The 25,295-nt window shown below is 46.1% G+C and carries 37 protein-coding genes and 1 tRNA gene; 2 read left to right on the top strand and 36 right to left on the bottom strand.

The features are described from left to right. Positions 1-97 precede the first annotated feature (97 nt). The 26 genes from MKY44_RS07995 to MKY44_RS07870 all read right to left on the bottom strand — a co-directional run bounded on the left by MKY44_RS07995 (position 98) and on the right by MKY44_RS07870 (position 14,621). Positions 98-409 (bottom strand): hypothetical protein, encoded by a 312-nt coding sequence (locus tag MKY44_RS07995; RefSeq protein WP_341006680.1) that lies wholly within the window; start codon positions 407-409, stop codon positions 98-100. Positions 410-460: 51 nt separating this feature from the next. After that, positions 461-844, bottom strand: coding sequence for an HK97-gp10 family putative phage morphogenesis protein (locus tag MKY44_RS07990; RefSeq protein WP_341006679.1), 384 nt, complete (start codon positions 842-844; stop codon positions 461-463). Then, positions 845-1,111 (bottom strand): hypothetical protein, encoded by a 267-nt coding sequence (locus MKY44_RS07985; RefSeq protein WP_341006678.1) that lies wholly within the window; start codon positions 1,109-1,111, stop codon positions 845-847. Positions 1,112-1,116: 5 nt separating this feature from the next. Further along, positions 1,117-1,698: a major tail protein gene (locus MKY44_RS07980; protein WP_341006677.1), complete on the bottom strand. Its 582-nt coding sequence runs from the start codon at positions 1,696-1,698 to the stop codon at positions 1,117-1,119. Between the two features lie 5 nt (positions 1,699-1,703). Continuing rightward, positions 1,704-2,081: a hypothetical protein gene (locus MKY44_RS07975; RefSeq protein WP_341006676.1), complete on the bottom strand. Its 378-nt coding sequence runs from the start codon at positions 2,079-2,081 to the stop codon at positions 1,704-1,706. A 33-nt stretch (positions 2,082-2,114) separates the two neighbouring features. Continuing rightward, the gene (locus MKY44_RS07970; protein ID WP_341006675.1) at positions 2,115-2,462 is read right to left on the bottom strand and encodes a phage head closure protein; all 348 of its coding nucleotides are present in this window, start codon (positions 2,460-2,462) and stop codon (positions 2,115-2,117) included. Continuing rightward, positions 2,413-2,676, bottom strand: a complete 264-nt coding sequence (locus tag MKY44_RS07965; protein ID WP_341006674.1) for a hypothetical protein — start codon at positions 2,674-2,676, stop codon at positions 2,413-2,415. Before MKY44_RS07965 ends, MKY44_RS07970 begins: the two co-directional genes overlap by 50 nt. Beyond that, complete coding sequence (locus MKY44_RS07960) at positions 2,630-2,947, bottom strand: head-tail connector protein (RefSeq protein ID WP_341006673.1); 318 nt, start codon at positions 2,945-2,947, stop codon at positions 2,630-2,632. The genes MKY44_RS07965 and MKY44_RS07960 overlap by 47 nt, the downstream gene beginning before the upstream one ends. 21 nt (positions 2,948-2,968) lie before the next feature. Continuing rightward, entirely contained in the window at positions 2,969-3,196 is a 228-nt protein-coding gene (locus MKY44_RS07955; protein ID WP_341006671.1) for a hypothetical protein, read from the bottom strand. Between the two features lie 53 nt (positions 3,197-3,249). After that, positions 3,250-4,380, bottom strand: a complete 1,131-nt coding sequence (locus tag MKY44_RS07950; RefSeq protein ID WP_341006670.1) for a phage major capsid protein — start codon at positions 4,378-4,380, stop codon at positions 3,250-3,252. Continuing rightward, positions 4,373-5,152: a head maturation protease, ClpP-related gene (locus MKY44_RS07945; RefSeq protein ID WP_341006669.1), complete on the bottom strand. Its 780-nt coding sequence runs from the start codon at positions 5,150-5,152 to the stop codon at positions 4,373-4,375. The genes MKY44_RS07950 and MKY44_RS07945 overlap by 8 nt, the downstream gene beginning before the upstream one ends. Then, entirely contained in the window at positions 5,149-6,387 is a 1,239-nt protein-coding gene (locus MKY44_RS07940; protein WP_341006668.1) for a phage portal protein, read from the bottom strand. The genes MKY44_RS07945 and MKY44_RS07940 overlap by 4 nt, the downstream gene beginning before the upstream one ends. A gap of 32 nt (positions 6,388-6,419) precedes the next feature. After that, entirely contained in the window at positions 6,420-6,677 is a 258-nt protein-coding gene (locus MKY44_RS07935) for a Gp49 family protein (protein WP_341006667.1), read from the bottom strand. 20 nt (positions 6,678-6,697) lie between these two features. After that, positions 6,698-8,476, bottom strand: coding sequence for a terminase large subunit (locus MKY44_RS07930; protein WP_341006666.1), 1,779 nt, complete (start codon positions 8,474-8,476; stop codon positions 6,698-6,700). Continuing rightward, positions 8,448-8,783, bottom strand: a complete 336-nt coding sequence (locus tag MKY44_RS07925) for a phage terminase small subunit P27 family (RefSeq protein ID WP_341006665.1) — start codon at positions 8,781-8,783, stop codon at positions 8,448-8,450. Before MKY44_RS07925 ends, MKY44_RS07930 begins: the two co-directional genes overlap by 29 nt. A 203-nt stretch (positions 8,784-8,986) precedes the next feature. Further along, positions 8,987-9,202: an HNH endonuclease signature motif containing protein gene (locus tag MKY44_RS07920; RefSeq protein WP_341009807.1), complete on the bottom strand. Its 216-nt coding sequence runs from the start codon at positions 9,200-9,202 to the stop codon at positions 8,987-8,989. Positions 9,203-9,294: 92 nt separating this feature from the next. Beyond that, positions 9,295-9,666 carry a hypothetical protein gene (locus MKY44_RS07915; protein ID WP_341006664.1) on the bottom strand — a complete coding sequence of 124 codons (372 nt, stop codon included), beginning with the start codon at positions 9,664-9,666 and terminating at the stop codon, positions 9,295-9,297. Beyond that, entirely contained in the window at positions 9,659-10,159 is a 501-nt protein-coding gene (locus tag MKY44_RS07910) for a hypothetical protein (RefSeq protein ID WP_341006663.1), read from the bottom strand. Before MKY44_RS07910 ends, MKY44_RS07915 begins: the two co-directional genes overlap by 8 nt. Further along, positions 10,156-10,647: a hypothetical protein gene (locus MKY44_RS07905; protein ID WP_341006662.1), complete on the bottom strand. Its 492-nt coding sequence runs from the start codon at positions 10,645-10,647 to the stop codon at positions 10,156-10,158. The genes MKY44_RS07910 and MKY44_RS07905 overlap by 4 nt, the downstream gene beginning before the upstream one ends. Continuing rightward, on the bottom strand, positions 10,634-10,936 hold the full coding sequence (locus tag MKY44_RS07900; RefSeq protein ID WP_341006661.1) for a hypothetical protein: 303 nt from the start codon (positions 10,934-10,936) through the stop codon (positions 10,634-10,636). Before MKY44_RS07900 ends, MKY44_RS07905 begins: the two co-directional genes overlap by 14 nt. Before the next feature lie 679 nt (positions 10,937-11,615). Further along, the gene (locus MKY44_RS07895; RefSeq protein WP_341006660.1) at positions 11,616-12,350 is read right to left on the bottom strand and encodes a hypothetical protein; all 735 of its coding nucleotides are present in this window, start codon (positions 12,348-12,350) and stop codon (positions 11,616-11,618) included. A gap of 3 nt (positions 12,351-12,353) precedes the next feature. Beyond that, positions 12,354-13,355 carry a hypothetical protein gene (locus MKY44_RS07890; protein WP_341006659.1) on the bottom strand — a complete coding sequence of 334 codons (1,002 nt, stop codon included), beginning with the start codon at positions 13,353-13,355 and terminating at the stop codon, positions 12,354-12,356. Then, complete coding sequence (locus MKY44_RS07885; RefSeq protein WP_341006658.1) at positions 13,355-13,783, bottom strand: hypothetical protein; 429 nt, start codon at positions 13,781-13,783, stop codon at positions 13,355-13,357. Before MKY44_RS07885 ends, MKY44_RS07890 begins: the two co-directional genes overlap by 1 nt. Positions 13,784-13,908: 125 nt before the next feature. After that, positions 13,909-14,181 carry a hypothetical protein gene (locus MKY44_RS07880; RefSeq protein WP_341006657.1) on the bottom strand — a complete coding sequence of 91 codons (273 nt, stop codon included), beginning with the start codon at positions 14,179-14,181 and terminating at the stop codon, positions 13,909-13,911. An 86-nt stretch (positions 14,182-14,267) separates the two neighbouring features. Beyond that, positions 14,268-14,335 (bottom strand) — tRNA-OTHER (locus tag MKY44_RS07875). 28 nt (positions 14,336-14,363) lie between these two features. Continuing rightward, entirely contained in the window at positions 14,364-14,621 is a 258-nt protein-coding gene (locus tag MKY44_RS07870) for a hypothetical protein (RefSeq protein WP_341006656.1), read from the bottom strand. A 625-nt stretch (positions 14,622-15,246) separates the two neighbouring features. On the opposite strand from MKY44_RS07870, the gene MKY44_RS07865 reads away from it, so the two are divergent. Then, positions 15,247-15,456: a hypothetical protein gene (locus tag MKY44_RS07865; RefSeq protein ID WP_341006655.1), complete on the top strand. Its 210-nt coding sequence runs from the start codon at positions 15,247-15,249 to the stop codon at positions 15,454-15,456. A gap of 35 nt (positions 15,457-15,491) precedes the next feature. On the opposite strand, the gene MKY44_RS07860 is transcribed toward MKY44_RS07865, so the two are convergent. From MKY44_RS07860 to nrdR, 5 genes are all read right to left on the bottom strand, one after another. Beyond that, positions 15,492-16,163: an SOS response-associated peptidase gene (locus tag MKY44_RS07860; protein WP_341006654.1), complete on the bottom strand. Its 672-nt coding sequence runs from the start codon at positions 16,161-16,163 to the stop codon at positions 15,492-15,494. Positions 16,164-16,199: 36 nt separating this feature from the next. Beyond that, entirely contained in the window at positions 16,200-17,057 is an 858-nt protein-coding gene (locus MKY44_RS07855; RefSeq protein WP_341006653.1) for an ATP-dependent DNA ligase, read from the bottom strand. A 270-nt stretch (positions 17,058-17,327) separates the two neighbouring features. After that, complete coding sequence (locus MKY44_RS07850) at positions 17,328-17,774, bottom strand: NucA/NucB deoxyribonuclease domain-containing protein (protein WP_341006652.1); 447 nt, start codon at positions 17,772-17,774, stop codon at positions 17,328-17,330. Then, positions 17,771-18,058, bottom strand: coding sequence for a hypothetical protein (locus tag MKY44_RS07845; protein ID WP_341006651.1), 288 nt, complete (start codon positions 18,056-18,058; stop codon positions 17,771-17,773). Before MKY44_RS07845 ends, MKY44_RS07850 begins: the two co-directional genes overlap by 4 nt. Positions 18,059-18,560: 502 nt before the next feature. Further along, positions 18,561-19,028, bottom strand: coding sequence for a transcriptional regulator NrdR (nrdR, locus tag MKY44_RS07840; protein ID WP_026081166.1), 468 nt, complete (start codon positions 19,026-19,028; stop codon positions 18,561-18,563). Between the two features lie 116 nt (positions 19,029-19,144). Here nrdR and MKY44_RS07835 point away from each other — a divergent pair, with 116 nt between their 5' ends. Next, positions 19,145-19,366, top strand: coding sequence for an alpha/beta-type small acid-soluble spore protein (locus MKY44_RS07835; RefSeq protein WP_017689472.1), 222 nt, complete (start codon positions 19,145-19,147; stop codon positions 19,364-19,366). A gap of 82 nt (positions 19,367-19,448) precedes the next feature. On the opposite strand, the gene MKY44_RS07830 is transcribed toward MKY44_RS07835, so the two are convergent. The 5 genes from MKY44_RS07830 to polA form a co-directional block, all read right to left on the bottom strand. Beyond that, entirely contained in the window at positions 19,449-20,012 is a 564-nt protein-coding gene (locus MKY44_RS07830; RefSeq protein WP_062833563.1) for a lytic transglycosylase domain-containing protein, read from the bottom strand. Further along, positions 20,009-20,605, bottom strand: coding sequence for a dephospho-CoA kinase (gene coaE / locus MKY44_RS07825; protein WP_341006650.1), 597 nt, complete (start codon positions 20,603-20,605; stop codon positions 20,009-20,011). Before coaE ends, MKY44_RS07830 begins: the two co-directional genes overlap by 4 nt. Before the next feature lie 9 nt (positions 20,606-20,614). Then, a complete protein-coding gene (locus MKY44_RS07820) occupies positions 20,615-21,388 on the bottom strand; it encodes a manganese efflux pump (RefSeq protein ID WP_445670641.1) in 774 nt (257 codons plus the stop codon). A 142-nt stretch (positions 21,389-21,530) separates the two neighbouring features. Continuing rightward, a complete protein-coding gene (gene mutM / locus MKY44_RS07815) occupies positions 21,531-22,358 on the bottom strand; it encodes a DNA-formamidopyrimidine glycosylase (protein WP_341006649.1) in 828 nt (275 codons plus the stop codon). Positions 22,359-22,476: 118 nt separating this feature from the next. Further along, the gene (polA, locus tag MKY44_RS07810; protein ID WP_340936400.1) at positions 22,477-25,131 is read right to left on the bottom strand and encodes a DNA polymerase I; all 2,655 of its coding nucleotides are present in this window, start codon (positions 25,129-25,131) and stop codon (positions 22,477-22,479) included. Positions 25,132-25,295 lie beyond the last annotated feature (164 nt).

Here is a 25,295-nt window from a genome sequence, read left to right as displayed (position 1 = left end):
TGCATTTGCAAGATGACGGTGCCCAAGTAATATAACCATGCCCAGTCCCATCCGGCATGTTCTGATTCTCCATTCCCATTACTGGAGGACTGGGGAGTTAGTTTTTTGTTTCTGGTAAGTTCCCCGATGCTGCACGAAGGATTTTGTCCGAAATCTCCAAGATAATTTCAGGATCGGAGTAAGAGAACATACTGCCCACTTTTTCTTGTGTGAGTCCTTTGTCTTCGTGGACCAGCCCTGCCCACAACCATGCACGGATATGTTTGAGCCCACCTTTTTGTAGAGCATCTACAGCTTGCTTGTGAGTACCATAGATCTCCTCAAGTTCAATAAAGGCGTTAAGATCAAATACAATGTTTCTTTCCTTGTCCAGGGTGATCGGTATATTAACAACACGTACGTCTGACATAATTATTTCCTCCTTGTGAATGCGAAGAAAGGAGAGGATGCCCCCTCCCCTTCACCTTAGATATTTAGCGAACTCATCCGCCATAAACTGTGCGACTTTTGCTTTTTGCTCATGAAAAGACGGATAAATGAATGGCTGCGCAGGCATTTTAGACGTCCCGTACTCCAAAAAGTGGGCACGCCAACCTGTTTTACGACCAGGCCCAATAGCAACGTATTTATCCCCGTCATTACTCTTAACGCCACTGACTTTGATGTCGTCCTTTATGTGAAGGTGGTTGATATTACTAACAGCAACAGACTCACTCTGCGCTTGGGCGAATATGGCACCACCTTCTCGAAGGGTCTTCTTTTCAAGATTCTCGGCTGCGTTACCCATCTTCTGCCTTATGGCTGCCAGCATTTCGTTAATTCCGGTCATTTCCATCCGCGCCATCTAAGGACTCCAGATGAGCGTTGCTCTATAAATTTTGCCGGATATGGTTTTAGCCTCGAACACATAAGTGCCCGGGGCGTTTTCTTCGTTGAACCATAGTGTCTCCTGATCGTCAGGAGTAAGAGTTGTGCTGTTGCGCTTAATGTATTCAACATCATCCGATGCGAGGGAAATACGTCCCCCTTGCCCGTCCAACATCTCGTATTCGATATGGTTTGTACCGTTGTGTTCTCCCTCTTGACCTGTCGGTACAAGTGTGGCGGACAAAGGGCTTACCCCTTTGGGGACGCTGGTACCGCCGTGAACCACGCTGCGATTTTTGCCGCACTTCCGGCGTTACGACTGTCTGCCCTTACTCTCCATTCATTGTCATAAGCACGCTTAAGGAACGTGCCTGTTATGGTAGGTGTTTGGAATTCAACTTCCCCTTGTTTCGTCGTTGCTTCCTCGGCAGGCAAACTAAATTTCCCTTTGAGCAACCATGTATAAATAAAGCTACCGTCTGACATTGAACGGCGGTAACCAAGTGCAACTTCTGGCGCTTGGTCGTCTGAGTTATCCCAGAGCAAACCATCATCCGAGATTGTGGAGCCAAGCAGATCGGCCTGCTGCTCCAAATCGAGGTTAGCGACTCCAATTTCTACCTCAATCTCGCTGATCGCATTGGCTGTTACGATTGGACCGTCATTACCGTGCAGCGTGGCTGACTCAACTGTAGGTGTTACATTCGCCGTGATCGCAGGCAAAAGAGCAATCGGTGTTCCGTACTCAACCCCTGTAGCATCATCTTTTGTTAATTTCGCATAATAAATGTCCTGCAAACCCACCGGAACCGCGATCCCTGTTACTGGCATATAAATCAACTCCCTATCTGTGTTTTTTTATAACGTAAAACCTTGTGATAAATCTTTGTATCTGCCTCATAAAGACTGTTCGTCCCGCTACGGACAAAGCCCAAAGACTCCATGACATGGTTGACCACGCTGGAGATTTTGGTCGTATTACTGTTGTGCCAGACGTCAACTTGAAAGTGGATTGCACTGCTTAGTGCCTTATCACTCGCAAACTTGTTATCGAAGTTGGTCAATTCGAAAAACGTTACTTTCGGGAGCGATATGTCTGGCGCAGCAAGCGGGTAAACTTTTGTATTTCCCTTCGCATCACGGCCAAGGAGACCAATTAACTCCGGATCATTACGCAGAGCGGAGACTACGACTGGCTCGAGATCAATCAACACAACAACCACACCCTTTCGCGTCCATTGCGCCTCTTACGCATTGGCAAGGTCCTCTAATACCATTAAATGCGTCTCGGTTCGATCTCCAAAAGGATCGTCGAGGACCGCCGTGATATTACAAACGCGGTTGTTGTTCAAATCGATAAATCGCATGTCTGGCGTGATGCCTTCTCTGTACCGGATCTTGTATCTGAGTGTTAATTCAGCATTGGCAGCGGCCGCTGTGAAGAACTCACGGCCCCTTAGTGGCTCCCTTGAAGCGTAGAGCGTCATAACATCCTCCCAATCACTTGAAGGCTCTGTTGGATACCCAGATTCGTCCTCCCCGCCGCTACTCTTCTTTTGCAGGAGTATCCTTCGGTTCAGCTTTGCTGGATTCATTCACATCACCACCCGGATCATCCGATTTGCCTTTTCCAGTGTTCGCCTTACCCCGGCTGGTTTTAGGCTTTTCCTCTTTGATCTCAGGACCGAGGAACCCCTCTTTTTGGAGGTATTCAGCCCGTTCCTTGTCTTCTGTCTCGAAAACCTTGCCTTTGACGTAACGGTTAAACTTTGGTGTCTCCCGAAACGTCTGTATCACTGGATACTTCATCTTCCGGTTTCCCCCATTCCTTAATCTGCAAAATGATGGATTGCAACGCAAAGTTAATACTCTCAATCTTGATAGCCGGGTTACGGTTCTCGTAATTGAGAGCAACATGCATCATGATAGCCAGGCGGTACAGAGCCGAATTCGACTCCGGTACGCCCGCCCCCGTCAGATACTCTTTGGATGCTTCGACTAAGAGATTAAGGATCTCGTCATCGTCATTACCATCAATCCGCAGATACTTTTTGAGTGTATCAAGTGATAATTCAAGCATGACAAATACCCCTTTCCTGCCTTACGGCATAGGGTCCGGTTCCCAGTCAAGGACTGCTACATATTCTTCTCCTGCCTTGGTCTTAACCTCGAATACATAATGTCCGGCTGGCTTGCTAACGTTGAACCATAGCGTTTCCTGGTCATCAGGCACCAAGTCCACACCGTTCTGTTTGATGTATTCAACATTTCCAGCAGCAAGGGATACATTAACCCCGTCCTTGTCCAACAGAGCGAACTCGGCGTGCATGACACCGTTATGTTCTCCCTCTCGCCCCGTCAGTTCTAATGTTGCGGTTGGGGTTAGGACTTTTTTGCAATACGGAACGCAGATTTCAACTTGATTTGGTGGTCAAACCACGCAGTGAGGACAAAATCCCACACGCCAGTGCGGACGTTTTTATCACGGTCGTAGATGACCTCAGGATCATAGTTGAAGTGCGAGTATTGGAAGTCACCAACAACCGGATCAACTGCAGAATCGCAGAACTCAACCGGCTTACCCAACACTTGTTCTGGCTGAGCAGTGTAAAGATTTGTGGTGCCGTTGGACAGGATTTCGATAATGTCCATGTAGTCCGAGTATGTCATGTAGATCGTTGCGTTTTCGCGGTAGTCCTCATGCAAATCTGCAATAGCTTTTTTGATAGCCAAGTATTTGCTGGCTGCAGGAACTTCTTTGATGCCAGCGCCATAGAAGGACATATGCTCCTCACCTGTTTTTGGGATAGCCGCGAAAGCAACCTTCTTCTCTTTAGCAGCCAGACCACTTTCCAAGCCACGATCAATTGTTTGGACCAGGTTAGTATCTGTGGCAGCAAGGATTGTTTCCGAAACCGGCACGAAAACCTTGAACTTGTGCCGTCCAAAGGTAACGACATCACCGACTGCTTCCATCTCCTTAGCAGTTTCAGTGTCCGCGATAAAATCGTCATCATCCAAAGTGAAATTAATCCGCGGAATTTCAAGGTTTGTTACGCTCGTGAAAGTAGAGGAATCTCGAAGTGGGTTTCTTACAAATGGTTCATGCAGCAACTCATTTGTCATTGTTTTTGGTAGGATTTTCTCGCCACCTGTGTTATTCCCATCACCCAGAGCAGCACGCACTTCATCAGGAACCCGTTGCCCCCTTACTGTGGCACGAACCAAAGCGGCTTTCGCAGCTGTAACCTTGGCTTTAGGATCGCCAGCACCGTCAATTGGGCTGCGGTCACGATTCAGAGAAGCTTTTTGCTCAGCCTCCATTTGATCATGCTCTTTTTGTAAAATATCAAAACGAGCCTGCAAGCTCGACTCCTTAGTTTCAAGCGCCTTAATATCTTCAATTTTCGCTTCAGGATCGGACGCCTTTGCCAGTTTATCCTGTTTAGTTGCTTTCAGCGAGGCACCGATTGTCATCAAGTCATTCTTTACATCAAACAGTGTTTTAGCCATTAATAATACCTCCCAGGTATGAGTTTATATTTTGTAATTCAAGCCCGGCCGTTTCCCTAATTTGCTGGAGATACGCCGCTGTTTCTTGATCGTTACCACTAGCCTTTGGCGCTTCTGGCTCATTGAGCTTTGCAGCGATATCCTGGGGCACGTTACGGTACTTGGCAAACAGTTCTTGACTGACCGAAGCAGCTGTTTGGTTTGCCGCTTCTACAACATCGCACAAACCGTAGTCCAAGCATTCTTGAGCAGACAACCACGACTCGGCATCAAGCAGCTCTGTGAGCTTTTCTGGAGTAATCTTGTCTCCCGCTTTAGCCAAGTAACTTTCTCCCATAGACCCACCAATTCGATCAAGATCGTCAGCGGCCTTCCGCAATTCCGAAGCATTGCCCCAAGTGAACGTCCATGGGTTGTGGATCATCATCATAGCGTTGCGCGGCATATGCACTTCATCTCCCGCCATTGCAATAACAGAGGCTATTGAAGCTGCCAGACCATCAACGTAGACAATAACTCTTGCCTTGTGACGCTTGAGTATGTTGTAGATCGTTACACCCTCAAAGACAGAGCCCCCCGGAGAATTGATGTACAGTTTCAGGGTTGTGATATCACCTAAAGCTTCCAAATCTCGTTTAAAGCTGGTTGCGCTTGTGTCTTCGGGATAATCGTCCCACACCCATGAAACAATGTCTCCATAGATGTACAACTCACCCACGCCATTAACTGCGGCTTTAAAATCCCAATACTTCTTTTTTTGTTGATCGCTCATTGTTCTTTCTCACCCCCTTTCGATGGAGTTGAAGTTGTAGATTTTCTTAATGTCGGGTCCAGGTCCACAGGGTACAAGTCACCACTGATCCAGAGTTTATCGGCCATGCCGCCCTCTGGTGGCAGGTCCTCAAGCCTTCTTACCTCGTCCGGCTTCATTCCTGCGCTCCGAAGCATGACGTTATAAAACGCCGTTCTAGAAGCAGTGTCACCACGTAACAACCCACCCATGTTTAGCTTGAAGTACATCCCTTTCTTGCGTTCCTCAGGCCGAAGCAGTTTTCGGTTGAATTCTTGCTCGTACTGGCGCACATCCGGAGTCAATTTCATCTGCACATACTGGATCATCATCTGCTCATTGGATGCATAACTTTGGCCCTCGTTGTCGTTAAGGAACGTTACGGGGACATTAAAAACGTTGGCCACCCTTGAGCGAGTAATTCGCTCGGATGCCAACGTATCAGAAGAAAAGTATTTCTTATCAATTTCGTCAATCGTGACGCCAGGTTCCTGAAACAAGATGCCGCCGTTTTCGTTATAGAAACGCTTGAAGTCACTGACGATCCGTTTTCGTTTCTCATCGTCCACGTTTGCGCTATACGACAGAATGAAACTGTCCTTTTTCTCCATTTCCGACAAGCTGAACTCTTGAACCGCCTTATCATACAAAAGGGTATTTTTGAGGACATCTAATGGACTAATACCCTTCCACCTTGACGCACCAGTGATGTGTTTGACATGGATCATATCCATGTTGTGGACGTAGTAAGTCCCCCTTACACCCCTGACCTCGTACCACAAACTGCTGTCATCAGAGTTGATCACTGGTGTAACAGCCGTTGATTCTATAGGTGTTATTGAGACAGGCTGCTGCCGAATGTCACGCTCAATAATGGCATATCCGTTACCAAACTCATTTCTATCCACTTCCAACTTGTTGATCATTTCTGAACCGCCCATATTCTGATTAGGGCTGTTTATCAACAAGTCTGCCGCTGCATGATCGTTCAGAACGTCGTACTCTTTGTACAACTTGAGCGGCAATGCGGACATTATGTTTGCTTGTCGAGTAATGACGCTAAAGATCGTTTCATTTGACGCTAATTTACTGTTGTCGATGCCCCAGAACGTTCGCCCGGCCCAAGATGAAAAATCAAATCCCGCACCTTTCCAGCCGGAAGCAGCAGCTTTAACAGCTCCCTTAACAGCGCCTCTTAATCTTTGATGCCATTTCAATTTCTCACCCCCTTCCTAGGCTCAGTGTCCAATTAAGAGAGTGCGTTTTGTAGCTTGTACCCTTCCAGCTCCCAGATCTTATTTTCAATACGGGCTTTAGCGATATTTGCACCAATTGTTTCGTCATAGTTGCTCGGATCTACGCATGCAGATTCACCGACAACTGTAAAGCCGTTCGGCAGCTTTGCAACAACGATGCATTGCTTTCCAAAAACCTTGTGAATCACCTCGAATTCCGAATTGTCCATGATCTCCTGGACCTGCTCTTTAGTCACTGTGTTAGTTGCCATAATCACTCATCCTCCCTGTTTTATAAATCGTTGATGGACATAAACTGAATATCTCCGCTACCAACAGGCACGCCCATTTGCTTCATCACTTCCACATGGGAATTCAAAAAAGCCGCGAACCCGTCAATTTTACGGTAGCGGCTTTGCTTTTTAGGGAGACGATCCCTCTTCGGATCATTTCCCAATTTGACGTTATTCACATACCAGCGGAACATACGATTCTGGTTAAAGATGACCTTGCCATCGATGAATAACTCCTTCGCATCATCAACAGCTGGCCCCAGCGTCAACTGTCCTTGTCGGACTACTTCCATTTCAAATCCGTAAGCCTTCAGATCTTCCACAAGCCTGAACGCTTTAGCAGGGTCATACATAATCTTCTGGATGTTGAACTTGGTGGACTGTTCAACGAACCAGTCATACACATATTCCTTTTTGACATATTCGCCTGGAACAATGGTGACTAACCCTTGCTTCTGCCAAGTCTCATAAGATATCTTTTCGTTATCAAGTTTGGCCTTTGCCTCCGACACCCATGAATGGCTCAGCACCATAACCTCTCCCGTTTCAACGATCGGGAACTCGATACAAGCACTTGTCAAATCTTCTGTGTCTGACAAATCAAACCCACCGACGCCGCCGCGTCCTTGCAACTCGCCAATATCGATAGTTTTGTTATTCCGGTTAAGGATCTCGGGAGAAACAAATGACAATTCGCTACTGTTCATGAACAAATTGAATTGCTTGGTTACCCAGTCGTTGTATTCCTGCGGCACATGACGGTCGGTGTTGAAATCCTGTACCAACTCAGGCAGATTAAGCGTTACTCCAATGTTGGGGTTGGCTTTAATCCACATAGCCGGGTTTTCAATCTCTTTGGGATCGTCAAGTTCAGCCATGAAATAGAATTTACGTTCCTGTTCCGTCTCGCCTTCTAGCACGTCCGTAGCAATCTCGTAGTACTCCATGAGAGGACCGTCCAACTGATAACCGGCAGTAGTGATGTAGATGACCATTGGCTGCTTACGGGCTGACCACGAACGTTTGATAACGTTTATGAGTTTGAAATCCTTGAATTCGTGGATCTCGTCAAAGATACCGAGGTGAGTATTCAGACCATCCAGCTTCTCACTATCGGATGCACGCGGCTCGATTTGGCTCAATGATTTGGCGAAGAAAATGCCTTTTTGATTATGCCGGAACCGCTTTTGTAGCGAAGGCGACTTCTTAACCATAGCTCGACTCTCATCGAACAACTCATTTGCCTGCTGCTTGGTGTTAGCCAGCACGTACACCCTCGCCCCTTCTTCCCGATCCTTTGAAGCTGAGAATAAGGATAACCCGGAAATCTTTGTTGTCTTACCATTTTTCCGGGCAATAAAAATAAGCCCCTCACGGAATCTCCGGGCGCCTGTGTCTTTGTGAACCCACCCGTATAATGATCCAATGGCGAAATGCTGCCAGGGTTGCAATATGAGCTTCTGATAATCACCCTTCGATGGCTTGCAATACTTTTCAATAAAGCTGATCGGCCGATGGCCCATTTCCTCGTTGAATACATAAGGAAAATCTTCAGTTCCTTGCCGTTTTAGGTCATTTAAGTGCCTAAAACACGCCTGAATGACCTTTTTGCATGCAATAATTCCGCCTTTTACAACCTGTTCTGCGTACCAAGTCGTTAACAATACGGGTGAGAAGTCGTCAAGGATGTGACGCTTTAGGACTTGCTCTGCCCTCCACTCGTCATACCACTTTTGAATGGCTGTGGGACTAGAAGTCGTCGAAATCGTCGTCTTCATCTTGCTCACCACCCGCCCCTGCTTGAGCCGCCCGTTTACGTTGCGCAGGAGTGAGTCCCAAAGACTTCAGCAGGTTATTAAGCGTCTGAACAGTCTTCGTTATCTCGATAGCAAGCGGGTTTTTTACGATATTCGTTGCATTGGCCTTGTTCGTGTGCTCAATCATCAACGGAGACTTTTCCACTTCTTTTTTAAGCTTCCGATAGAACTTATGTGTCTCAATGTAGAGCTGGATGATTTCCTCATCCGACTCACGATATTTACTACCGAGATAGTCACGTATTTTTTGAGCTGTTGGAACTCCCAAAATATTCTCACTCCTTTCGCCGGGGCGACCCCCTTAAACTAAAAAAACACTTTTGTAACTTGCGAAGGTGGCTCCCCGGTCCCGAAACTCCTCTCGACGATCTTTAGAGGGCAGGGGGGGCTTCTGTTTCCCTCCGAGTACATTTATTTGTCCTGATTCTAAAGTCTCTTAAAACACCCTTCTAGACTTTCTGAGAGGGTGTGTCAAAATTCATTAGGGTTCGCTGGACTCTTTAAAACTGTCGCTCGTCTCTTCTTCCCCTTCTCAGGCTTCTTCTTACCGCGCACTGGGTGTTCCTTGTTATGGCAGGTAGGACAGATACTCTCAAGGTTATCCTCATCAAGAGCAAGCTCTGGGTAATCCTCTAGTGGCTTTATATGATGGACTGTATTAGCCGTGGTTATCTTCTCTGCTCTCATGCATGGCTGGCATAAATAGTGGTCGCGTTCAAGGATCAATACTCTGCATTTCAACCACGCTGTTGATTTATAAAAAGGATTTACTTTCTTCTTTACCACCACGGGTTAACCCTATGCCTAACGAGTGCATAGCACTGGCGCTTGAATCTCTTTAGCTTGGACTTGTATTCTTTAACCCAGATGTTTTTATTGGGATACTTCTGTTTCATCCATCTGCGATATTCAATTTTGATTTCAAACAATTCCGATTCGTAGTCCATGTGAGTAAGTGCGTAAAGTTCTACCTTATCGTTAATGATGTGTATCCGATATGCGAACACCACCTCATGAGCTAGTTCCGCTCGATGAGCAAGTAACACATGATCCAGATAATAGCCACGCACAACATGTACATTGTCCTTTGTTAATAATTCAAACCCATTCTTCTCTAACCATCTGCGTTTACGCTTCTCCTGTCTAATCATCGGTATCACTCCCGTTCATTGGAGTTGCTAGGCTTTGACTCAGCTCACGACATCTATCCGCCCATTGGTTCAATTGATCCGGCTTTACTTCTTCGGTCATGGTCCTGAGCATACGGATGTGTTCTTGATACTCTCTCTCCATCTCTATAAGTTCTTGTGGTTCTGCCCATACGCCAAAGTATTCATGCTTGAACTCGTGGCACTTCTGTTTAAGCTCTATCAATTGCTCAGGTGTTGCATGGTTAATGTTCATTTGAATCCTATCCCATGCACTCGTAGGCTGGTTATCCAACGGCTCTATCTGTTCTCCATCCTTACAAAGAACATGATCAACGATGAGCGTCTTGGCAATAGGTTTAGCATTGAAGAGAGGATGATACTTGCCTACCATATCGGCAGACATCTCATCATGCAGGAACGTGTCATCCAATACAGAGAATGGTGGTCTATACCCATCCTGTTCCTGTTGTGGTTGTACAAGTGGTTTAATCATGAGCACTCACCCGACTCATCAATAACTTGGGGCTTCTCACCATTACGAGTGAACCACGTCATATGGATTCCTCTACTCTTCTCGTATCCTTTCAGTAGAACAACCTTATCTGGGCTTAATCCATCAAGCAAGGATTGTCCAATAAACCTAATCGTTGCGTTCGGATTGTACTTATGCTGTATCTGCTGCCAGTAATAATTACCAAGAGATACAGATTCACATAGCACAACGATGTATTCTTTCGGTTGACCTGCATATACCACTGTTCCAGCAGAAGCTCCGATGTCATTCAACCACACCATTGCATCGTCTCTTAATCCAGCAGGCATACGTTGATCCATTACGATCTTGGATACCACACAAAGGAATTCACTGAATACCTCTGTATCCTTGATACTTACATCAATGGTTAATCCCATTCTTGACCTATGTTGCTTACCGTCCACTCTTTCAGGCGGTGCTTGTACTGTTGGTTCATTGACCATCATCCTTACCTCCTTCCACCTTTAAGCGAAGTTCCTTCATAAGCTTCTTGTTACGCTTGATCATGATTTCAGCTATGGTTGAATCAATTACGTTCTTGCTGTAGCCCAGATTGTTGATCTCATCCTGCAGCTTCCTGATCTCTGGATCAGTGTAGTAAGCAACGTACCTTTTCTTGCAATGTGGACAATCGAAGTATGTCTTCTCTACTCCATCGTTCATCTGCTCTATCTCAAGACTGGTCACTGTAAACTCCTGGGTACATCCTTCGTCACAAATTGTTGATACTGACATGTACTCACTCCTTTCTCTGGAATAAAAAATACTCGTTTTGTATACGAGCGTTTATGCATGGATTGGATATGCAGTTGAGGATTCTCTTATATATATCTTTATATCTTTTATTCTTTTATTTCTTTTTTCTTTCTTGGGGGTATAATCGTCCACCACTAGAGGGGTACAATTGTCCACCACTAAGTACATTTTCATGGTGTTATTTAGTGGTGTATGATTCTCCACCACTAGCATTCATTTTTATGTATAACGATGTATATTATGCATATGGGTACGCCCTACTTCGCTGCCACCTCTACAGCTTTTCAGGCATAGATTTACTCCTAGTGCATTCTTTGTTCCTTCACTGTCTTTATAATGGGTATGGGCTTTTGTTCCAAGTCCCCATGTTCAACCGCGTACTCATGGCGACCAGGTGTCAAACCGTCCTTGGTTGACCACAAGTAACTAACCTCAACCAGCCCGGACACATCTTTTCCGTTTAGCTTAATCACTGGCAGGCTGTTCAAGTCTTTAACCTCTATCACAAGCAGTGGCGGTGTTACATCTGATAGACTCCGCGAAGAATTGTAACAGTCATCACATATGATCCGCGCCGATGGTTTATCACCCGGGTTCCTGGACTTGTTTATCTCTCTTCCACATCCTTTGCATCTGTCCAATCTAATCACCTCAATTATCAGTTACTCCACAGATCAACTTTGAGTTTAGAAACTCTGATAAAACGTTCGGATTGCTCCGCTGGAAGACCCAATGTCGTCAATCTGGCTGAACAAATGTAATCGCCCGGTGTCAGCAAGCCCGTTATCTCTTCATATGCCCCGACCTGATCATCATTCATCAGCAGAACGAACTGACGCTGCTGTGCCAAAGGATATTGTTTACCAGTCAAGAGTAAGACAGATAAGTTCTTGCTGTTCTGTCCCTCATCACCCGCTAATCCGATGGTGTGAATAGACATCTTGACAGGTTTATCAACATTACCACCATTGCCTGATGATCGGTAGGTCTTAATCAAGGCACTTGCTCCTGATGTATTGGTTTGCAAAAGCGTTATCCCAGCTGTGCTTTCCGGATTCTTGATGCCAATAGAAACTTGCTGCCATGTATTTCCGGCGAATCTCAGACCTTCGAGCGTGAATTTAATGGCTGTATAGTTCAATGGATTGAATTTCAGTTTCGTGCGAAGGTCTGCATAAGAATTCGTCGTTCTTGGTGATGTAACGGTTAATGATGGAACTGCTGGGAAAGCTGAAAAGCTTGCTCCCGAACCTACAACTTCACTCGCATCTGCTGCAAGCTTTGTTGCCACCTCTAACCAACTCGGTAATGCTCCGTCATTGAAATCGGCAACTAAACTTCGGTGTATCTTGCCGTAAGGAAATGGCTTCCCATCTGGACCGACAATATGCATACTCTACACCTCCACTGAGTAGGCAAGGCCCACATTATTGTCTGTGTTGTAATAAACGTAGATGATGCCATCGAACACAGCTACTGTCATGGACTGCATGTTGGTCGTTTCCCATGGTAATGTTGGTATGTCCATAATCAGACTTGGTTTTTCTTTGAGTGTTCGCCAGTCATCTGATATTAATGCTATAGCTGGGCGCGCAACCGTAGTTGCTCCACCAGATGCGTATGCGGACAACATTCCCAACCACCAGGTTTGTCCACGATAAACAAATAGTCCGGCGTTGGAACGGGAAAAGTTTTCAGTGCTGTTGAGTGTTGCATCATTACCGCCAAGCATCACATGTGGGTGACAAACCCAACTTCGCCCATCTGGTGAACCCCACAACGCTTTACGACCAAAGTCACCGCCGCCCATGACGGAAAATCCATACCATTTACCAGCCGTGCGCATCACTGCAAAATATCCGGTGTGACCATCCCCCGGGAAGTTATCGGGCTTATCAAGCACAATCCCAACCCTTGTCCAGTTAATCATATCCGGCGAAGTTGCGAGGAGTGTAGATTGATTTATCCCAGCTCCACTTTGTTGATAGTACATGAAAAACAACTTCTCAAACTCATTCCAGACAACGAACGGAGTTTCGGTTGAATTCCCTTCCACTGTATCCACGTAAATCTCCCCGTGGTTTGTCCATGGTCCGCCTGGATGGTTAGAATACGCAAGACCAATTCCTCCGCGAGCATTATGGTTAGTGCTGTACGTTGCGTAAAATCTCGCCTTGGCATTAGGGATGATATGCCCGACCTCGATAGGCCGGAACCAATATATGGAGCTGTATCCTGTCTTGGCAGCCGAAAAGATAGGGCCACCCTCTACCTTTTTGAATTTAGGTGTGTACTGCTCAGCCGACCTTACATCAGAGTAACTATAAGGAGCGATTCCTCGGTTCGCTTTTTGGGCTTCACCCATCGCCGCCGCTGCTATCAAACCATCCTTTGACATTATCCAACCACTCCTTTGATGGACAGTGTTCCGCCACCTGTTGGAGCTGTGTATTCAACTCTCAACTTGCATCCCGCCGGGATGGTGTAGGTTACAACATCACCCACATTCGCGCTTGTGACTTGAGCAATGCTCACATTTTGTCGTATGCCTGGAAGAATGCTTTGTCTATTGTTAATGTCGATCAAGAACGTACTGAACGTACCCGTTGTCGCCTGATTGGAGGAACCGTAGTACACCGTAATATCTGTGGATCTTTCTACAACGCCTGACGCTGGATACGCTGCACTTCCCACCGCACTACCGGCACCCAAAATAGAAACTGTTTGCGGTGCTCCAGTTCCTCCACCTTCTCCCGTACCAATACTGTCTCCATTTACAACAAACACCTTCGTTGGTCCGCTTTCTGGATGCGGCTGCGTATACATGTTTCACTCACTCCTAACGGATAATTTTATCGGAGTAGATCGTGCTGTTAACTCTTACCTCAAATGAATATGGCATCACTCCCTTCCTGTGTTATTCAAAAGAAAAAGCCGCTCATTTGAGCGACTTAGTCGATATTATGATTAATATGAACTTCAACCGAAACCCCGTCTTCTTGACAAATCACTTTGAATCCCCTATCAGTCTGTTCTACACTTTCATCTGAAACAATGACTACGCTTCGTTTAATATCCGGTAAAACTAGCTGATCCTTCTCGGTCATAACAAAGGAATTATGAAATGTTTTTGAATCTACCGAATCTCCTCTAAACCAGTAAATAGCCCCATGCACTTTTAACCCTTGAGAGAATTCTTCTAAAACCCGCTTTTTAGTAAGCAAATACTTCACCCCTTTTTTCATTGTTCGCAAGTAGCACTCAACATGTTGTAAGTGAAGTATTCAACAAAAATTAACCCATTCCTTTAAGCTCCCTGACGGAATCGAACCGCCGCTTTCCGGATCTCTCCGGACTCTACCGTTGAGTTAAAGGAGCGCATTAAAAAAAGCACCGCAGTGGGTGCTTACTTAAATTCAAATGTAGCTTTAGAAGTATTCAATTTCTGCTTCATAATTTTGTTGTGATCTACTTCAACAGCGTAAACCTCTGCTTCAAGATCATCTTCAAAAGGCGTATGAACGACTAATTCCACTTGATACCAAGGCCCATCGGATTCTAAAGCAAAAAACTCTCCTTCGATCGGAATCCTACCAAATTCATGATAGTCGTTCTCCCAATCATGATCACCAGCTGTATGAGTATGAACAAAAACTTTTGGCAAACTTATCACCTCCCTCGACATCAACATTCGACAAGAAGGTAGGTTTTTCCTTTTTATTAATATACCTGCTAACGAGGCTGTGATATACTCTTCTCACCACCACCAACATTCTGTTCTTCGGGCTTGCCCGAGAATGGGCTGGGGCGCTTAAGCGTCCGCCGTTGGAAAGGGGGAGTCGCGATGAAAATTCGATTCGAATTAGTAATCACGCCAGAAAGCTTGGAAAAGCTACTGAGAATATCAGTGGTAATTTCAAACATTCTGACGCTCCTGCTTAAATAGCAGGAGTTTTTTTCATTTTAGAACAGAAAGAACAGCATTCCCGCTTGTGCTACCCTTGCGGCTCCAGTGTAGGTCTTATTGCAAGGGGCTAACTGTCGCCGCTCGTCTTCTAGCTTACCACCGTCAAACAGGTAATGGTTTGTGTCGGGTGCTGTTCTCTTTTTGTTCCATGCTATAACTATACACCCCTGAAAACCTAGCAGCGCACAACATTGCCGCGATTTTACCGTAATATCACAGCAAATTTAACGCAATATTATGGGGCTATATTCAGCATAAACAATAGTTAGTAAAGAGAGGAAATATGACAGATTACGAAGAATTACAACATGAGGTGAATAGGATGAACCATACATATAGGGTGTTGATTGAGGACATCGATTTTTTCACGGCAGCGGTAAGACAAGATCGGGTAGCGGTTTGGCATGTATTGGAGGATGTAAGCAATTTGATTGATTATGGAGGAACTGTAGAGGGGTATAGTCCACTAGCTGTCAAGATCATGGGCAAGAGGTATTTAAGAGAAACTTTCGAGTTCAGAATACAAGAATAAAGAGCAGCGAGGTTAATCCCTCCTGCTCTTTTTAATTAACCAACATTCTTTATGAGGTCTTCACTATTGTTTCGCACATTACCGACTTCCTTCGGCACCTCGTAAGCTCGCATTTCTGACGCTTCATATGGCTTTAATAATTCAAAAAGCGATTGAACATCTTCGTTATCTCTACCCAGCCATTCAGTCTCATCCTCAGGGCGAAGAATAACCGGCATACGGTTGTGGATGTCCTCCATGAGACTGTTCGGTTCAGTAGTAATGATGGTGCACGTGCTCAGCTTGTTCCCGTCCGGATCTGTCCAAGTATCGTACAGGCCGGCAAGCGAGAATAAGCGGTCATCCTTCATCAAGATGCGCATTGGTTGCTTCGCCGTTCCTTCCTTACGCCACTCATAGAATCCGTTTGTCGGAATAATGCAGCGCTTGGAGCTGATCAGACGTTTAAAAGCTGGCTTCTCTGCCAGTGTCTCAGCCCGGGCATTAATCATCTTATTTCCAATCTTGTCATCCTTGGCCCAAACGGGTACCAGGCCCCATCGGAGTGAGCCCAATCTATTTCCGTCCTTGCTGCCTATAATCGTGGGAATGAACTGCATAGGTGCTGCATTGTAATTTGGTTTGTACTCAAAGCCATCAGCAATAGATGCATAGTACCTGTCCATTATTGTGTCTAATGGATCAGTGATTGTAAATCTACCACACATACAAAGCACCTCCTGTATTGTCTTTACAATATATAATCACACAATAAATTGATCAAACACAGGGATACGTAGCAAGCCTGATTTGGTCCAATTACGCATTTTGACCCTGGCTTGTATCCTTGGTTCCAGGTAAACGTTGTACTTATCCTCACCAGTAACGAGCTGCTGGCATACACCACGGAATGCTTGCTTATGTTTTGGACTTGGGCCATGCTCAATGATCCCTACGGGACGCATCTTGCCTGTCGGATCTGGAACAGCAGCAAGCCATCCAAACTCAGCCTTTTTGTATCCTGTGATGAATACATCGGCATGTGACCAGTTGATGACCTTCTGCCAGTCTCTAGACCGCCTGCTGACGTACTGGCTGTCTTTGCGCTTGCCAACTACACCCTCCATGCCCATTGCCTCTATCTGGGCGTATAGGGCTTCTCCTGCGCCTTCAATATGCGGCACCACTCCAAAGCTATTAGATGGCAGTTGTAACCCTTGCAGAATCGCCTTTCGCTCTACAAGAGGTAGCTTACGGATATCCTGTCCTTTGTACTGCAAGATATCAAATATGGCGAAAGTGGCTGGCAATGTCTTGGTGAGCTGCTGAACCTTTGAGTGCTGCCGAGTGCTGAACCGGCTCATGACTGCCTCAAAGTCGTTCAACCCTGTAAGTGGATCGGTGCAAGCAACCTCCCCGTCCAAGATGATGTCAAAGTCAAAGGGCAGCAGTAATTCAGGGTACTGCTGGGTACAATCATTGTTGTGACGTGTATATAACCGGACATTGCCGGATTGTTGCGAATATATCAACCGGTGTCCATCAACCTTAGGTTCAAAAAGGTAATCGGAGTGGCTGAATGGTCCTGGTGCCGTCTCTAATAACATAGGGCTAATAAACATAAAAACACCTCAACCCAATTATAGCGTTTTGCTACGAAGGATTGAGGCGGTAAGTTATGGATTATCGTTTAGCTTTTCTGTTTGTACATTTCGTTTAGAAATAAGATTCTGGCGATGAAATTATAATAATCAAAAAAGTTGTTGCGCATACTGCGAATCCACCAGCGCTAATATATTCTCTCTTTTTAAGTGAGACAATCAACCCTATACATGCAATAATTGCTGCTACTATATCCCAACCTGAAAATATAAGCATTTAAACTCGCCCCTCTATTCAAATATAAACTCTACTAATGTACCGTCCGGATATCCCTCTAACTGGTTTCCTACCCAGCTACCGGCACCACGATTGTCTGATGGACTTATGTATTCGATATCTGCACCTTCTCCACCTTCTGCACACATTGCCATGGGCCATTCATCGCGATCCTTACCCTTCTTCGTATCGATGCCTCTCAGGGATTCTTTGCGGTTGTCATCTGCTCCATTACGGTCAATGGTGCATGTTGATGGATGACCGCTCTCTATGGCGTTCTGGATGTGTTCTGCTGTCTCTGGATATCGATCAGCAGGGAAAATCAACTCAATAACTTCACCTGTAACTACAGGGGCGTTTTCGTTAATAGGAGGTTGTGGATCATCCCCAGGCTCTAAATTGAAATACACCATAGCAAAAATTGAAGCAAATACGACAATAGCCAAAATGATTTTTTTCATCTCATCACCGATCCTAATAAATGTTTGATTGTACTTACGAACCAGTAGCCGCGTCCAGATGATGTATGTCCGTCATATTCGGGAACTGTTCCCCTCCGTATACGATCCCGTATAGCTGCCGTAGACACGCCCAAAGCTTTGGCAAGCTCTGCCTGAGAATAACGCGGAGGTTCTATATCATCAGGTTTGTAGGTACGTCCACTTGGTGACACAAGGACAGGAACTCCGTCTTTACTTTCTGGATGATCGGTAGTAAACGTCCAACCCTGCCAAATTTCTGTCATGAACCTAAGCATCCTTTCTCTTATTGGATTCTATGTATGTCGTCCTTGGCTGTGAAATAAATATATCAGACCTTCTTTCATTTGAGAAGGGGAACAAAAAAGGGATTTATGCGAACACAAAAAAAGCTCCACCGACATTAAGTCGATAGAGCTGTATCTATTATAGGGAAATTGCGTGATCGATTTAATTACACAAGTAAAGTTAGATGTTATTTCTTCGCTGAACGTGAGGGTATTTCCTTGTGACTGTCTTTTCTATGATCTTTTTTCCTGGTAGTGCATGCAATTGATGCGCTCTCCCAGCTGAGCTAAGGCCCCAGGATATGAAATAGATAACTTGTCCAACACTGCTACGTTCCACAGGCGACTCCTATATCATATAAAATCCAGCTTTAGCTGTCAATCACTTTTTAAGATCCAAAGTGATTGGAGAAGAACAACCGATTTCTCTGGTACACACGGACTGGAACTCCAGACTGCTCTTCTCCCTTTCCCCACTTCACTAATCCTCCAGATTGTCTTTGGACAACAGGGATTTCAGTTCTTTCATGAACATATTGATATCTTTGAACTGGCGGTATACCGACGCAAAACGGACATACGCCACTTCATCGACCGGAAACAACTGTTCCATCAACAGCTCACCAATCTGGCGACTCTCTACTTCAGCATCAGCTGTATTACGCAGAGATTTCTCCACTTCAGATACCATCATCTCCAGGGTCTCTACGGAGACTGGACGTTTCTCACAGGCACGAATAAGCCCGCGGAGAATCTTATCCCGGCTGAACTCTTCCCGGCTGCCATCTTTCTTAATAACAATCAGTGGAGTCTCTTCAATCATCTCAAACGTTGTAAATCTTCGGGCACACTGCTCACACTCACGGCGACGACGAATGGATTTTGCTTCGTTGGCCGGACGCGAATCAAGCACTTTGGTACCCATATAACCGCAATAAGGACACTTCAAAACAGATCACTTCCCACGTTTTACTTTTTACCACATATTCCCTGTACTGATTTTGTAATGAAAAATGTATTGCCGAGACATAATACTTTTACCAACTCACGAGGAGGTGAACAGCAATGGCACAAAGCAACGGTAACTCCAACAACCTGGTGGTAACTAAAGCTTCCGCAGCACTCGAGCAAATGAAATATGAAGTTGCTCAAGAACTCGGAATCAGCATCCCACAAGACGGATACCAAGGTAACATGACTTCTTACGAGAACGGTTCGATCGGTGGATACATCACGAAGCGTCTGGTAACAATTGCAGAACAGCAATTGGCAGGTCAATACCAATAATATCTGCATCGTAATACGCTACACAGAGGAGCATGGAGCGGCCGGTGAATAACCGGCCTGCTCTGTGCTTCTACTTATATACTTAGAACGTATTATAGATCTTTACATACTGATTATAATAGTAAATGACTCTTTGTACATAGTGACGCGTTTCACCAAACGGAATATCTTTCACCGTATCGAACGAGCCATCCCATACACCATCTCTAAGCCAACTGTTCACTTTGCCTGGACCCGCATTATAGGCAGCGATCATAACTGCTTCATTGCCATCGAATTGATCGGACAGATTCCGCAGATACCATGTACCTAACTGAATATTGCGTTCAGGCTCGTGCTTTAATTCCTCCAGCGAAGTGTCGGGAATTTTGGCTTGTTCCAGTATCCAGTTGGCCGTGTCTGGCATCAGTTGCATGAGCCCAATGGCTCCTCGTTTGGATTCCTTGCTTGTCTTAAAATTAGTCTCCACCTTGATAATGGAAGCAATCAGAAACGGATCAACCTCATAGCTCTGAGATTGGGCACGGATCTCTTCCTTATAATGAATCGGATAGAACCATGCCATCCAGTTTGTATTCAGAAATAACACCAGTACAAAGGACACAAACATCAACAGCAGTACACGTTTCTTACGCAATATTTTCATAACAAACCCTTACGCTGTAGATATGAGTCAATTTGCTGCTCCGTCGCAGGCCATAAGCCGCTGTTATCGATGACAATGTCTGCCAGCTGTTTTTTGCGCTCAATATCCATCTGTACATCCATTCGAGCCTCAGCCTGTGCTGCAGTCATTCCATCCCGACTCATCAAGCGATCTCGTTGCACCGATTTCGGGACATATACAACCATGACTTCCTCGAAACCGTCCTCCAGACCTGATTCATAGAGCAAAGGAATATCAGACACCACAAGTTTATCCGGATGTTGCAATTCGTATGCAGCAGCCCGTTCGCGCATCTCTCTTCGGATCGCCGGATGTGTAATAGCCTCCAGTGCCTTTCGTTCCTCTGGTTGTTGAAAAACAATACTCCCAAGCTTTTTCCGATCCAGTGTTCCATCTTCGTTCAGTATGGCTTGTCCAAACCGCTTAACAGCGGCGGCCAACACGGGATGCCCGGGCATCATAACTTCCCGGGCAATAACGTCTGCATCGATGAGCAACGCTCCCTTACTGGCGAGATAGGCGGAAACACTGCTTTTGCCTGTCGCGATCCCGCCGGTTAAGCCTATATTCATCGTTTCACCTCATAACAACTTCATTATTCCCATAATCATTAACAATAGCGCTGGCAATACAGACAGTCTTCGCATCCAGCGCAGAGCTGAGAATCGAAGGCCAACCTTCATGCCGAGTGACAGAAACGCCCCACTAAACAGTGCAATAATGAGTGCTGTCCATAGTGTAGGGAATCCCAGAAGTGCCGCTCCCAATCCTGCTCCAAACGCATCCAGAGACAGGGCAATACCAAGCCACATCGCTTCCTGGGCAGATATACTCCCCGAGTTATCCATATCCGCCTTGGAGGGACTGCGAAGGATCTGAATGACAACGCCCAGCTTGCGCAGCTCCAGTGTAAATACCATTCGTTCCAGTGATCCACTTGAAGCCGACTGTTCCAGATCCAGTGCGAGCACCTGATTCCTGCCCTTTGAATCCGACAGTCTCTCTTGTGCTTCTCCCACTCCAGTTACCTTTGCTTCTGCTGCCTCACCCGTTCCAGTGTCTGTTTCCAGCTGTTCTTTGCCTTGCTTCCGAATTAGTTGCAACAGTGACCATGCACCAATACCTATCAATATGACGGCTCCCACGATCGAAGCAATATCCGGTGACACCACATGGGACAACAACACACCTACTTGCATCGACAAGGCAATAACCAATCCCGAACAGATCGAAATAACAGCGATAGATAACAGGGGAATCTTAGTCCTCCGTAACCCATATGTAATCCCGACTCCAAAACCATCTAAACTAAGCGCCAAAGCAAGCGCCAGCAATGAAATAAAATGATGCAGCACCCCGGACTCCTCCTCTGTGCGGTACTCGTGCCAACTGAAGATGCCAGTATGGGTATACGCCCGCTTATTTCTGCCATATCAGTATATGGAGGGAGGAATCCAAGGGTGCTATGATTTCATCATTTCGTTCATTCAGTTCATGTTACAGCAGCTGACAGTTCGGACAAAAATGCGTGCCACGGCCACCAACCACCGTTTTTTCAATTAACGTACCACAAGTTGTACAAGGTTCTGATTTGCGTCCATAGATTTTCAGTTGATGCTGGAACATCCCCATCTCACCCTGTCCATTCACATAGGACTTGATGGAAGATCCACCCGCATTCACTGCATCTTGCAACGTAGCCACAATCGCTTCATGAAGCACCGTTAACTGAGCTTCGGTCAGTGTCTTGGCGATCGTCTCGGGATGAATACCTGCGCGAAATAGAGCCTCGTCCACATAAATATTCCCGATACCAACCACATATGCCTGATTTAAAAGTACAACCTTGATTTTGGTTGTACGCTTGCCAACCGCCTCGCGGAATGCAGTTACCGTAAAGGCTGGATCAAGCGGCTCCAGTCCCAGCTTCAGCAAAGGTTTGGACACCAGTTCCTCACCTGCATTGAACAGATGCATCGTACCGAACTGACGCACATCCTTATAACGCAATTCCGTACCATCATTAAAATGGAAGATCACATGTGTATGTTTCTCCACATCTTCATGCTGCTCGTACACACCGTACCTTCCTTCCATCCGCAGATGGGAGACAAGCACCAGCCCGTCCAGCAAAATACGCAAAAACTTGCCGCGGCGCTCCACCCCAATGACGGTATGTCCCGCGAGTTCCATTGCAAATGCATCTATGTCGTCCGGCCGCTGAATAATCCGCGGCAAGCTAACGGTAACATGATCAATCGTTTTGCCCACAATAAGTTGATTCAATGTTCTTCTGACTGTTTCGACTTCCGGTAATTCCGGCATGATGTTCTCACCTCCCCTATATTATAACGGAAGATGGCACTCAGCGGGACCCTTTTCTTATATCTCAAACATGGAAAGTCCTTTTGTAAAATACCGGAAAAACCGCGCAGCAGTTGATTTATTTCGCTTCGTACCAGTTATCACCAAAGCTGACTTCTGCTTTCAGCGGAACCGACAGTTCCAATGCTTTTTCCATAACTGAAGGCACTAACTCTTTCATCAGTTCCAATTCATCCGCAGGCACTTCGAATACAAGTTCATCGTGCACCTGAAGCAACATACGGCTCTTCAACTTGCGTTCCCGCAGCGCTTCATCCATCTGTACCATGGCCAGCTTGATGATATCTGCCGCTGTTCCCTGAATAGGTGTATTCATCGCCGTACGCTCTGCGAAGGAACGCAGATTGAAGTTACTGGCGTTAATCTCTGGCAGGTAACGACGTCGTTCCAACAACGTTTTGACGTAACCATCCTGACGAGCTTCCTTCACAATGTCATCCATATATCGGCGGACACCCTGGAATACTTCAAAATACTGATCTATAAACTGCGCAGCCTCTTTACGTGTAATATGCAGGTTCTGTGATAAGCCATAATCACTTATTCCATACACGATACCAAAGTTAACTGCCTTGGCGGAACGACGCATATCCCCATCCACATCCTCAGGCTTCACGCCGAATACATCCGAAGCGGTCTTTGTATGAATATCCATATCGTTGACAAACGCTTCCTTCAAGCGCTCATCGTCTGAAATGTGGGCCAGTACACGCAGTTCAATCTGGGAATAGTCTGCTGCCAAAATGGACCATCCAGGTTCGGAAGGAACAAATACCTTCCGGATTTTGCGACCTTCTTCCATCCGGATCGGAATGTTCTGCAAGTTCGGGAATTGACTGCTAAGTCGTCCCGTTGCAGCAATGGTCTGACGGTAATACGTGTGCACTTTGCCATCGCGATCGGATATCTCTTTCAGTAATCCTTCCACATAAGTGGATTGCAGCTTGGCAAGCTGACGATATTGCAGAATATGCTTGACCACATCATTATAAGGGGCCAATTTCTCTAATACTTCAGCATCTGTGGAGTAGCCCGTTTTGGTTTTCTTCACCACTGGCAAGCCCAGTCTATCAAATAAAATCTCACCCAGTTGCTTTGGTGAATTCAGATTAAATTCCGTTCCTGACAGCTTGTAGATCTCAGCCATCAACCTGCTGATCTGTTCTTCAAACTCACTGCCCAAAGCCTGTAGATCGGCCGTATTGGCCTTGATGCCCTGTTTCTCCATGTCCGCCAATATGCGTGACAACGGCATCTCCAGTTCATGGAACAGCGAATTCATCTCATCCGTTTCCAGCACCTGCTCCTGAAGTGGAATAATGGCTGCTACTGCAGCAGCTTTGCGGCATAGGAAATCACCCAAGATCTCCACTTCCGGTACCTTGTACTTGGCCCCTTTGCCCATAACCGTGTCATCCTCCACAAGTGACGGCAGACCATACTTGGTCGTGAGTCCACTAATCGTCTGGTTGGATTCCGTTGGATCAAGCAAATAAGCAGCCAGTTGTACATCAAATGACGCACCAGCGAATTCAATGCCATGCGCATGCAGGGCCAGGTCAACACGATGAAGATCATACCCGCGTTTTGGCTGGTCTGAATTACCAAGCCATGCCCGCACTGGAGCCGCTGCCTCGGAATGAAGCAATTCGGGAGATATGAACGTATATGTTCCAGCAGAACCTACAGCAAGTCCAATCAATTTCGCTTGGTGCGGGTTATCCCCATGTGTCTCCACGTGGAGTACATCAATGGAATCGAGGGAACTGAACAGCTCACTGATGTTGTCCTCTGTTGCAATGGAGGATTCAACTTCGGCAGCAGGGACCGCTTCCTGTTCAGAACCGATGCTGCCACTGAACGACAGGCGTTCGAGCAAGGATTTAAATTCCAGCTTAGCCAATGCAGGGCCAGCATGTTCTTCTTTTAATCCAGCGAATTGCATATCCTCCCACGTCTGCTCCAGCGGAACTTCCCGGTGAATCGTCGCGAGTTGTTTGCTCATCCGGGCATCTTCGGCATGGGCCTCGATCTTTTCTTTCATCTTGCCTTTCAGCTCACTTGTGCCGTTCAGCACATCTTCTACCGATCCGAACTGGTGCAACAGTTTCAACGCTGTTTTCTCTCCAACCCCGGGAATCCCCGGAATGTTATCGGACGCATCGCCCATCAGACCCTTGAGATCAATGATTTGCAGCGGCGTCAGACCATAACGCTCCTTAATCTGAGCAGGATCATACAGTTCAATATCGGTTACCCCTTTACGTGTCAGCCCGATATGTACATGTTCGGAAGCAAGCTGCAGCATATCTTTGTCACCCGATACAACAAGCACCTGTCTGCCCGCTTCATCTGCGCGTTTGGTTAACGTTCCGATGATGTCATCCGCTTCAAATCCAGCAAGCTCAAACTGAGCGATGCCAAGTCCTTTCAGCAGTTCTTTGAGCAAAGGGAATTGCTCTGACAACTCTGGTGGTGTTTTCTCCCGTCCGCCCTTGTACTCCTGGTACCCTTCGTGGCGGAACGTGATTTTGCCTGCATCAAATGCAACCATGACATGTGTAGGTTTATGCTCTTCAAGCAGTCTCAGCAGCATCGTAGTGAAGCCATATACCGCATTGGTATGCAGACCTTTCGAGTTGGTCAGAGGCGGCATTGCAAAAAACGCCCTGTAAATAATGCTATTTCCATCTATGAGAATAAACTTGTCCATTCCAGCACCTCGCGTATTATATGGTCAACCTCTTCAAATTACATCTACTCTCATGATACCATACCCACCTGTCACATCAAAAAGAATAGCCTCTTTCACTTCACATTTAATCGCAAAAAAGAACCTTCTCCACAGACAGCTGTACACAGCCTACCTGAGAGAAA

The organism is Paenibacillus sp. FSL R7-0026 (assembly GCF_038004485.1).
GTDB classification, from domain to species: Bacteria; Bacillota; Bacilli; order Paenibacillales; family Paenibacillaceae; genus Paenibacillus; species Paenibacillus xylanexedens_A.
Note: the sequence above shows the minus strand (reverse complement) of the source record. Positions and strands in the feature narration are given on the sequence as shown.